7 protein-coding genes are annotated in these 11,613 nt (G+C 37.0%); 2 read left to right on the top strand and 5 right to left on the bottom strand.

Going from position 1 to position 11,613, the window contains the following annotated elements; all coding sequences use genetic code 11:
• Positions 1-3: 3 nt before the first annotated feature.
• From R2Q78_RS01125 to R2Q78_RS01145, 5 genes are all read right to left on the bottom strand, one after another.
• Complete coding sequence (locus R2Q78_RS01125; RefSeq protein WP_316788085.1) at positions 4-936, bottom strand: type IX secretion system membrane protein PorP/SprF; 933 nt, start codon at positions 934-936, stop codon at positions 4-6.
• A gap of 1 nt (position 937) precedes the next feature.
• On the bottom strand, positions 938-5,308 hold the full coding sequence (locus R2Q78_RS01130) for an Ig-like domain-containing protein (protein WP_316788087.1): 4,371 nt from the start codon (positions 5,306-5,308) through the stop codon (positions 938-940).
• A gap of 218 nt (positions 5,309-5,526) precedes the next feature.
• Positions 5,527-6,465 carry a hypothetical protein gene (locus R2Q78_RS01135; RefSeq protein ID WP_316788088.1) on the bottom strand — a complete coding sequence of 313 codons (939 nt, stop codon included), beginning with the start codon at positions 6,463-6,465 and terminating at the stop codon, positions 5,527-5,529.
• Positions 6,466-6,469: 4 nt separating this feature from the next.
• Entirely contained in the window at positions 6,470-7,519 is a 1,050-nt protein-coding gene (locus tag R2Q78_RS01140) for an MBOAT family O-acyltransferase (RefSeq protein ID WP_316788089.1), read from the bottom strand.
• Positions 7,520-7,949: 430 nt separating this feature from the next.
• The gene (locus R2Q78_RS01145; RefSeq protein ID WP_316788091.1) at positions 7,950-8,573 is read right to left on the bottom strand and encodes an acyltransferase; all 624 of its coding nucleotides are present in this window, start codon (positions 8,571-8,573) and stop codon (positions 7,950-7,952) included.
• A gap of 83 nt (positions 8,574-8,656) precedes the next feature.
• Here R2Q78_RS01145 and R2Q78_RS01150 point away from each other — a divergent pair, with 83 nt between their 5' ends.
• A complete protein-coding gene (locus R2Q78_RS01150; RefSeq protein WP_316788093.1) occupies positions 8,657-9,358 on the top strand; it encodes a TolC family protein in 702 nt (233 codons plus the stop codon).
• Between the two features lie 53 nt (positions 9,359-9,411).
• The gene (locus tag R2Q78_RS01155; RefSeq protein ID WP_316788095.1) at positions 9,412-11,505 is read left to right on the top strand and encodes a lipopolysaccharide biosynthesis protein; all 2,094 of its coding nucleotides are present in this window, start codon (positions 9,412-9,414) and stop codon (positions 11,503-11,505) included.
• The last annotated feature ends 108 nt before the right edge of the window (positions 11,506-11,613 follow it).

The raw sequence follows: 11,613 nt of genomic DNA on the forward strand, positions 1-11,613 counted from the left end.
TTATCAGAAATACCTTGGTGATAAAATTTTTCCCTTTTCAAAACCGAATTCGTACCGAAGCATGATTTCATGACTTCCCGAATTGAAGTTCCTTAAAGCCGTAGTACTACGGTCGTAGCTATAGCCGATTCGGATTTGCGGTGTAGCTTGTAATTCGATCATAGCGGCAATGTCTGCACTAGTCCGATATTGACCTCCAATGCTGATGACATCTTTTATCCACAATGATGCATTGATATCTGCTTCTAAAGGAGCGCCTTTAACGCCTTTGACAAGAACTGAAGGTTTCAATTTGAAGTCTTGAGACAATGGAAAAACGTAACCTGTCGCCAAAAAAACGTGAAGAGCTTGTTTACTCCCCATACCTATATCGTTTGAAGTGTAAGATGTAATCTTATTTGGCATCAAATCCTGAGCAGACAAACCAATGTAGAATTTATCTGAATTATAGTAAACACCAGTTCCTACATTGAAAAGGAATTTATTTACATTTTCTGCAAAAGCAGGATCATAGCTAGGGATACTTCCTAACGGAACTTCAGTAAAGTTTGCGCGATATTGGCTGAAATTGCCCTGAATTCCAAAGCTTAAAGAGCCTTCATCCATTCTGATTCTGTATGCAGTACTGATTACGGCTCCATTTGTCTGTGTAATACCTAATTTATCAGTGAAAATTTGTATGCCCACACCAAGCTTTTTATTGAGAATTGGTGCGTCCATAGTCAGGGTTCCGGTTTTCGGAGCTCCTTCAATACCTGTCCACTGATTTCTAAATAATGCCGTTGCAGAGACTACATTTCTGCTTCCCGCGTATGCAGGGTTAATGGCTAATGTGTTAAACATATATTGGGTATACATAGCATCCTGCTGTGCTTTCACATCGTTGCAAAACAACATTAAATAGGAGAGTAATATAATTCCTGTTAGCCTTTTCATATTATCTGTTAATTGTTATGTATCCCACACGTTTATCATTATTATCAATTTTTATGATGTAGTAGTAAGTGCCCGCAGGTACTTCATCACCGATATGGATACCTTCTGTTGTTTTTCCACCCCAATTGTTTTCATATTTTGAAGACCGGTAGATCCGATTGCCCCACCTGTTGTATACTTCAAGTGATATCTGTCTGCCTAATGTATTTTCAATTACAAAGAGGTCATTGATGCCATCGTTATTTGGAGAAAATCCACCAGGTATGAAGATGTCATTTCTGATTAAATTAACCGGTGTAAATTCAGTTGGACTAACATTTCCATCGTCCTTAGGATCAGGTTTAATTCCGTTAGTAGATACATCAAAGGTTTCTGTCTCCACACCGTTTGTCGTTGAATATCCTCTGACAACAGCTGTATTTAAAAAATCACCCTCTTTTTTATCCAGATTAACATTAATCTGCAATGTAATTATGGCGCTTGAATTAGATTGTGGACTTGCGGATAGTTTGCTCGAAGGATCCAGCAGTTCGGTCACTGTAGTTCCGTTGTAATTTGTGTTGACCACCAGCGTACCAGTAGAAGAAATACTCGTTACTTTTACTGAATTACCTCTGAAAACGTCTGCCAGATCATCTTTTAAAGACATTTTACCAAGAGCTATTTCGCCGTAGTTCTTAACTACAAATGTATACGTCAGGGTGAAGGTACCGTCTACATTTTTAATGATGTTCTCTTTTTTCAACTCTTTAGCCAAACCTATTTTAGCTGGAATTTTTACATTTACGGTGACTTTTCCCGGTGATGATGTATTACCATCGGAATCTTTTATAACATAGGTAAAATCATCTGGGCCGCTATATCCTGGGTTCGGAGTATAAATTGGTTGCCCTGTAACAGGATCAATAGTTATGGTGCCGTGCTCCGGCGGATCAGTAATTATTACTGTACCACCTGGAGGAATTGGTAAGGTAACTACGATAGGCTTATTTACAGGAGTTTCAATAGTTATATCTGGTGCCGGGATCACAACCTGGGGCTTAACCGTGATCGTAACAGGTATAGGGTCAGAATCTAGTCCATCAGCTGTTCGTAGTATATAGGTGAAGTTGTCTGGCCCAGAATATCCTGGAGTAGGGGTGTATACAGGCACTCCAGAACTATTAACTGTTACTGTTCCATGCAATGGCTGTGTCCCTATTAGAATGCTTGTTCCTGTTTTACCATTGTCATTGTCTTTCGCAGGTATAACAACAGGTACATTTGCATTTGTAGTAGCCATATCAGCAGTGCCGGTTGGTTTTACATTTATCGTAACGGTGATTGGGTCAGAATCAAGCCCATCAGCGGTGCGTAATACATAAGTATAAGTATCTTTTCCTGAAAAACCGGTATTTGGATTATAGGTCACAGAACCATCTGAATTGAGTGTAACACTTCCATTTGAAGGAAGGGAGTTGATCAGTACATTTGTTCCAGCCTTACTAATATCGTTGTCCTTTATAAGTACCGTTACAGGTACATTGGTTAATGTGGTTGCGTTATCGTTATTTCCAACTGGTTTTATCGTGATGGTAGCCGTAATCGGATCGGAATCCAGTCCATCAACTGTACGCAGTATATAAGTAAAACTATCTTTACCCGAATACCCGCTTGTTGGGGTATAAACAGGTATTCCCGATCCGTTTAACGATACAGTTCCATGTAAAGGAATTGTATTTATAACGATGGAAGTTCCTGTTTTACTCAAGTCATTATCTTTAACTGGGATGGTGATCACCGTATTGATAGGCGTGGTTACATTATCATTTGATCCTACTGGTCTGATAATTACAGTAACATTGACTGGATCCGACAGAACACCGTCAGTTGTACTTAAAAAATAGGTAAAAGAATCTTTTCCAGAAAAATCAGTATTCGGTGTATATGTCACACTTCCATCTGGATTTAATATTGCTGTCCCGTTGGAAGGGTTAGTATTAGGGATTACCGTTGTTCCAAGATTGCTTGGGTCATTATTCTTGATCAGGATGGTAATTGGCGTGGATGGGGGAGTAGTTACATTATCGGAAGAGCCAACAGGCTTTACGTTAACGATTACGGTAATAGGATTTGACTCTAAACCGTCAGATGTTCTTAATGAATAAGTAAAGGTGTCTTTTCCTGAGAATCCCGGCGAAGGTACATAAATGACATTTCCAGAAGCATCTACTGTAATCGAACCATGTCCGGGATTAACGGCAGGTATCACAGTAGTTCCGTCCTTACCAGGATCATTATTCTTTACAGGGATAATTACCGTCGTATTAAGTGGAGTACTGGTTAAATCAGGTAATCCCGTTGGCTTAACATTTACAGTAACAGTAATTGGGTCGGAAAGATCACCATTTGAATTAGTCAATCTATAAATAAAAGAGTCTTTTCCACTATAACCAGGATTTGGAATGTAATTTATTGTCCCATCTGAGTTAATGGAAATGCTACCATGCGTAGGGTCTGTTGACTTAAGGACAGTTGCGCCAGTTTTTTTAGGGTCATTATCCAGCACATGAATTAATATGGGTACTCCGACTGTGGTATTTGCCACATCGTCTACTCCGACAAGTGTTTTATTAACCACAATAGTTACAGTTGCGATATTTGACTCGGCTAAATTGGCATCCTTTACGCTATAAGTGAAATTATCTGTTCCCGAAAAGCCTGGATTGGGAATGTAACTAACAACTCCAGTCGTATAATTGATAGAAAGTGTTCCGTTTGTCGGTTGCGTTTTGATGACAATGCTATTTTTATTGATGTTTGCATTACCGGCGTCGTCCGTATCATTGTCCAGGATTAGAATTGGAACAGGCGTATTTAATGGTGTGGTCGCAATATCATTTATTGCAACCGGCGGATTATTTACAGTTATTTGAACGTCTGCTGATGACGAACAACCTGCTGTCGAGCTAATTGTCCACCTGAAAATATATACGCCTGATATCAAATTAGAAACTGTTGTATTGTTGACAGTCGGAGAATTGAAAAGTGCGGTGCTCGGTCCTGATACCTGAGTCCATAAGCCGGTATTAGGAGAAGCAGGTATATTGCCCTGCAATACATATGTACCATTTGCTGAAAAAACATTTATGGCTTCATTTGGTCCCGCAGATGCAGCTGTAGGTTGAGCCACATAAGTTAGATTGATGGTTGCGACGTTGGAAAGCGTTCCATTCGAGTCTTTTAGCGTATATTTTGCTGTGGCAGTACCTAAAAAGCCAGCTAAAGGTACAAATTGAACTACACCACCTGCATTTACAGAAAAAGTTCCCTTTCCAGCTACAAGGAAGCTAGTTTGAACTCCTGGGGTAGCCGGATCAAGATCTACGCTAGACTTATCAATGGTGACGCCAGTTTCATTAACGATATCGTTTGCTGTCACATCAATTGATCCGGTAAGATTTTGACAAACATTTCGTGCATCACTAGCCGCTATTGGGTTCCTCGTATAAAGATCTATCGCTACATTTCTGATCTCATGAAAATTAGTATTGTCACCTGTTGACGAAGCAAATCCATATCTCAAATTTTCAGGAGCAATATCAGGGTAGTAATAACTGTCTATGATTTTGACTCTTACCTGAGGGATTCCTCCTTTTGTGATGTACACATTAATATTATATCCTCCTGCAGGGTTAGGGATTAGTTCAATATATATTTTCCGGTATGCCTGATTTGTAGGGTCGGTTATGCGTTGCTCCGAATTCCCAATCAGTGAAGCGCCCAATTCATCAGGATGTTCTGAAACCAGAAATCGATAATTGTCGGGAGTTAAAGCTGCCCCGTCTCCTTTACCCCTTAAGGTAATAGATCCCCGTCTGAAACCGATTCCTCCCTGCCTGCCCTCATTGTTGTTTGAGAAATTACCGAACTCATCAAGCCCAATCGCCAGGTAACCTTTACTTACTCCTGGAGAAATAGGGGTAGTAGTGGTAATTTGTGCATAACCTAATGAGCCCCCAAATCCCCCAATTACAAATGGATCTGCAGTTGCATCAAACAGAAAGAAGCTGATTCCATCAGCACCATCTCCACCGTATATTGCATATTCAAACTCGACTTTCAAACCATTACTGGATGGAAAATCAGAAGTGTTATATGCATACCCTTTTTGGTTTCTCGCCGCATTGGTAAGTCTTAAAAATCCAGTTCCCGGTGCATCAATCGGGCTGGCGCCCGAAGCCGTTAGAAAAGAAGATGGCGTACCTCCAAATACAATTCCGGTAGCGGTTGAATTTCTAAAGCTTTCGGTATACGGAAATTGTGAAAAACAGGAAGTTGAAGCAAAAATACCTAATATTAAAACTAGACTGAACCGGAATAATTTTATCATAAACTGTAGAAATAAAAGCATCAAATAAATTATTAAATCCAAATATAGCGCCATTCATTCTCTTATTCGTCATTCGATTTAATAATACATTAATTTAAGCTGTATTCATGTTTAAAACGATTTATAATTAATGATTTTAAATGTCAGTGTAGTGGTTGAGTGAAATACCAATAGGAAAGAAATATCTCGGATCATGAAATAAATTCCCCAACCTTTGTTTATTTATGCGATAGCTTATAATTTAACTGGTTTTTTATATCACTAATTAATAATATTGTTCTTTTTACAACTCCTTCCCTGGTTAAATGATATGGAGTATTGTAAATAAGGCTATCAGGCATTTCATATCTTTTTGGATTTCCTAATATCGAAAGGTTTGTTTTACTAAGTTCACTCTGAATCCGGCTTATCTTCGCATTACCTTTTTTATAGGACAACCCTTGATAACCTGGGTAGGTAACAAATAATTTTGCATTTTTTGATCTAATTTCCTTGTCAAAATCAACCAGGATATCGATTATTTCTTTATTGAAATTACCCTCTATCGTAATGGGTGGGACAATTTCTCTTTTTAAATTCCAATGTTTATATGCGTCTCCGTAACGATTAAATGAAAGCCTGTCATAAATACCTACAGAAGTATCAGCCCTCATAAAATGAGTCAAAGGATTAATTTTAGACGAAAAATACTTAGGAACAAATTTCAAAAGCTGTAAAAACTGTTTAAAACCTATGAGACTTTTCGTCTCTGGCGATACATCAATAATCATGGTGAGGAGTTCAATCTCACCGTCTGCAGTGTGGCCATAAAACTGATGATACTCAGGGGCAATTACTACTATATCATTTTGACGAATATATTTAGAGGTGTTTTTTATTACATATTTTAATCCCAGGGAAGCATGTATCGATGTGTTAATTGGGTTAATATTAAGGGAATCTTTAATAATTTTTCCATCCAGACCGAAACTGAGATTAGATCCACCAATAAATATTATTCGGGGACCTGGTGTAGTTTTCAATAAATTATTTTTGTCTATTTGAGAAAAGAAAAGGCTCTTTCTTACAAATTGATCGGTTGGTAGAAATAGCGCAGCTGTTACTGTCAGGATTATGGCTATTGAAAAAAATATTGCTTTAGCAAAGAAGGTTCTCATATAATTAAAACTGAAAATAAATGAATTGACTATGATTAAAAACCCCCATAGCCAAAATGGTCATAACCAGCACATAATAAATCGACCATCTAACAAAAGAATTGGAGGACTGGACTCGTCGGATCAGATAATAGTTTTTTTGAAGTTCATGTATAAATTCCAGAAAGAAAATCAGGGCAAATGATATCAATAGATTAGGCAGCTCAATTCCCACATTCTTGATGTTTAATATTTGATGAGGAAGATCGGGGAGACCATACCATATTCTACTGATGATATTCCAGGCTGAGGAGAGGTCCTGAGCTCTGAAAAATATCCAGGCAAAAGAAACCAATATGAAAGTAGAAATTACTGATAAGAATGGAAGTCGATTTAATCGCAATATTTTACCAATCTCGTTTCTGACCTTTTTAGTTATCAACCCAAAAACCAAGTAAAATCCATGCAACGCACCCCAGATGATAAAAGTCCAGTTGGCTCCATGCCATAAACCTGATACGAGGAAAACAATAAAAAGATTTAGATACCAGCGTGGAATCTTTACTCTATTACCCCCCAAGGGAATATACAGATAGTCTTTAAACCATGTGGATAATGAAATGTGCCATCTTTTCCAGAATTCGTCGATAGATTTTGAATGGTAAGGCATGTCAAAATTTTTCATCAGTTTAAATCCCATCGTTCTGGCTGCGCCAATCGCCATGTCCGAATATCCTGAGAAATCACAAAATATTTGAAATGTAAAAAATATAACTGCAATGATGAGACCTAGTGAATTGTAATTTTCAGGGGTATCAAACACCTGATTAACTACGATAGCGAGCCTGTCTGCAATTACCACTTTTTTAAAAAGGCCCCAGGCCATCAATTTCAGCCCACTGGTCATCATTTTATAATTGAAATTATGCTTCCTGTGGAATTGATAGAGTAGGTTCTGAGGTCGCTCGATCGGCCCTGCAACGAGTTGAGGGTAAAACATTACGTAGAGGCTATAAATTCCAAAATGACGTTCAGCACTTTGGTTCCCTCTGTAAACCTCAATTGTGTAACTCATTGCCTGAAAAGTATGAAACGATAGGCCAATTGGGAGCAATATGCTTAAATACGGAATGGGATTTTTATGATCGAAATTTTCTAATAAAGCGCCTATATTAAAATTTATAAAATTGAAATATTTAAAGAATAATAAAATTCCTATGTTAGCCACGAGGCTTACGACCAACAGCATTTTTCTTTTTTTACCTTTGTTTTGCTCTATATAAATACCAGCAAAGTAATCTATTACGATAGTAAAACCCAATATAAGGATGTATATTGGTACGAAGGCCATGTAGAAATAGCAACTGGCAATCAGAAGCAAAAGCCAACGAAATCTAAAAGGCAAAATAAAATATAGGAACGTAACAATTACGTAAAAAAAAGCAAATTGAATCGAATTGAAAAGCATTTAGACGTTTTTGAAGCTGTAAGATAAAAAAAAGTACTCACTCAATGTTTTTAATCCACGCTTTTTTTTCGTGATCATAATGTTTGATAATTTTCGCTGGATTTCCTGCAACTATTGAATAAGCTGGTACATCTTTGGTAACTACTGACCCACCTGCAAGGACACTATGTTTTCCTATCGTTACACCAGATGTAATGATAACATTAGCAGCAATCCAGCAATCATCTTCTACCACGATCTCTGCTGTACTTACATTTTGCTTAGAAATTGGCACATTTATGTCCTGATAATTATGATTCAAACCACTGATTACAACATTCTGTGCGATGATGATATTGTTTCCCAAACGAACAGGTCCGATAATCACATTACTCATTCCCACAAGGGTGCCGTCACCAATTATAACATGACCAACTCCATTGTTAATTGTGGAAAAATCCTCAACAACGGAATTTTTGCCAAGCTCAAATCTATTGAAAGGTACAACGTCCATCCGGGTTTGCCACCTGACTTTGCTGCCTCGTGCTTTTTTATGTACGAAGGGATTTACCAGAAGTCGGATCCATAATCTTGGTCTTGCTTCTCCAGTGGGAATGATCATCCAATGGATTATTTTTTTAAGTTCTGGTTGGTTTTTTATTATTTTCAATAAAGTTTTCATCCCAAAATTGATTTCTCCGTTATATGGTACAATATTAGCATATTTTAAATCATAACTATATATTTGAATTTTACAATCTCATCATGAATTATAAAAAAGCTACTATTATTTTATTTCTAACGCTTTTTCTTTTTTTCGTTAGAACTAGTAACGTATTTGCCCAGGAAAGTCTTTTGAGTGAAATTTCCTACCTCTATATGGAAAAATTAGTGGCAGCAGCGAAAGCCAATCACCCTAGGGTGAAGATGTTAGGTCATCAAATCAATTCTGCAAAAACTGATGTCTCTAGTGCGAAAATCTCTTGGCTTGATCCTTTGTCGTTTCAATATGTTGCCCGTTCTAATCAGGCAAATACCAACGCCGTCAATATTACTACTGCTGATATTTTGACCGGTTACCAATTCGGATTTGCTATTAATCCAGGAGCTTTGTTTTCTAAACCAAGCCAAATAAAGAAGGCTAAGGAGCAGGTAAAAATTGCCGAATCCTCACAAGCTGAGTATTTCCTTGAATTAGAAGCATTAGTCAAAACCAGATATATTATTTTTCTTCAGGCACAGAAGCTCTTAGTGCCCTTAAACGACGGATACAATAATGCGAAGAGTAATTTCGATGATGTGAAGATAAAATATCAAAAGGCAGAGACTACCTTAGCTGAATTCAATTCCGCATCCAGTGCACTCAATTCTTCTTACGAAGCTAAGATTCAAGCTGAAACGAACTACTTAAGTGCCAAAATTGCCTTAGAAGAATTAACAGTTACCAAACTTGAGAATATAAAGTAATGACCGAGGTATACAAATTTTTAAACTTTATAAAAAAGTATAAATTGGTATTGATGATTGTACCGGTTATAACTGTAATTATTACCTATTTTCTAGTGCGGAATTTGAAAAGCAGCTATGTTTCTCAGGCACAGATCTCTACTGGTATTGTAGACGAGACTCCACAACAGTCAGCAATTATTCAAACGATCCAGGGAGAACAGGTTCGTCAGCAATTTAGTAACCTGATGGAGATGATAAAAATGAATAAGGTGCTTTATCAGGTATCTTATTTGTTGATGATCCACGACCTGACTTCGACCAGCCCCCTTAAACGACCAAGTAAATTGTTGTCAACTTTGAATCAAGATGCTAGATCTCATGCGATATCGGTTTACAAAAGTAAATATGCTTCAAATCTTGAACTAAATAGTGCCATTCCAGACGAAAAGGGTTTATATGCTGTATTAAGTTCTATGGACTACCACCCAGATGGTTTGAAAGGCAAAATCGGAGTCTTCAGATCTGGAGAAAGCGATTTTATTACGATTCAGTTCGAAGCTGAAACTCCGGAACTATCTGCCTTCGTTGTGAATACGCTGGCAGCTGAATTTATCAAGAATTATACCTCAACTGTAAAAAAAAATAAACTTAGGGCTAATGATTTCTTAAGAAATTTATTGAGAGAGAAGACAGATACGCTGGCAAATAGAATGGCCGAACTGAAAAATTATAAAATAAAAAATAAAGTTTTAAACCTCTCTGAACAATCTAAACAGCTTTACTCACTAATTGTTGAATACGATACTAAAAAACAAGAAGCAATAGAAAAGACTGCCTCTTATGCAGGCGCGCTGAATGAAATAGACGCAAAGTTCGATCCTAAGGAACGTAATTATATAGAGTCAAAAATTTCAACTGTAAACCAATCAATCATTGAATCTAAACAAGAACTTAGTGATTTGTACAATCTTTATTTGGAAAATGACTTAGATGAAAGCTATAAGAAGAGGTATGATTCTTTAAGCAGAAAGTTAACGGAACAGATTAATAAATCATCCGATCAATATATTACAAATCCACTTAATACTAAACAGGCATTAATTAATGAGAAGATAAATCTGGAAATCCAAATGGATATCTCAAGATATAGCATCAGTTCTTTGGAGGATAAAATTAATACATTAACCAGGCAGTTTAGCGGGTTGGTTCCCCAGGAGGCAGAGGTGCAGACCCTGGAGATGAATATAGATATTGCGAGTAAAGAATATTTGGACATTTTAGCCAAATACAATCAGAATAGCCTGGAAGCCGGATTCAATTCTAAAATGAATCTTGTACAAGAAGGCACAGCCGGATTAGTTCAGCCATCTAAAAAATTTCTGCTTGTAATTATAAGTGCAATAGTTAGTTTTAGTTTCTGCCTGATGACTTTGTTCCTAATATTTATTGGTGACAGCAGGATTGTAGATTCAATAGATTTAACTAAGAAAACCGAGCTTCCAGTTCTTGGTTCTATAAATAAACTTATCAATAAATCGGTAGACCTGCTAGGACTGTGGACTCTAGACTTAAAGGATGAGCAGTTAATCGAGTTCCGAAATCAATTGAGGTCACTTAGATACGAAATTGAAAATAATTTGGTTGATAAGATATTGCTTGTTAATAGTTTGCATTCCGGGGATGGAAAGACTTTTCTGTCTATGAGTCTGGCATTTGCGTGGAAAATGACCAATCTTCGAGTGCTTTTGATCGATGGCAATTTTTTTAATCCTCATATAAGTAAGCTTTCTCCTATAGGGGTATATTTAGAGGATTTTCTTCAAGATAAAGAAAATCTGGTTTCACCGGTTGCACCAGGGATAATGACCATACTCAAAAATCGAGGTGGAGATACTTCGCTCATGGAAATGGCTAGTTATGATAAAATTAAAAGTAAACTTGAATGGGCTAAAGAAAACTATGACATTATCATCATCGAGTCAGGTGCACTTAAAGAGGTAACTCAGGCAAAGGAATGGCTTTCTTTCGTTCAGGATTTCATAACTGTATATAAATCAGGAACATCTATAAGTGAAAGTGACAAAAAATATATTTCCCTCTTAAGAGAGCAAAGTTCATTTAAAGGGTGGGTGTTAAATATGTTCAATAACACGAATAATCAATAATTTTTCAACAGCAGGAATATGTCAATGTCTGGATTTTTTTATGGTATTTTTTACCTCTTGGAATTTTTCATTCTTTTTTACCTGATCCTGCCTTTTCTGATGTACGTT

This window comes from Pedobacter frigoris, from assembly GCF_032678645.1.
GTDB classification, from domain to species: domain Bacteria; phylum Bacteroidota; class Bacteroidia; order Sphingobacteriales; family Sphingobacteriaceae; genus Pedobacter; species Pedobacter frigoris_A.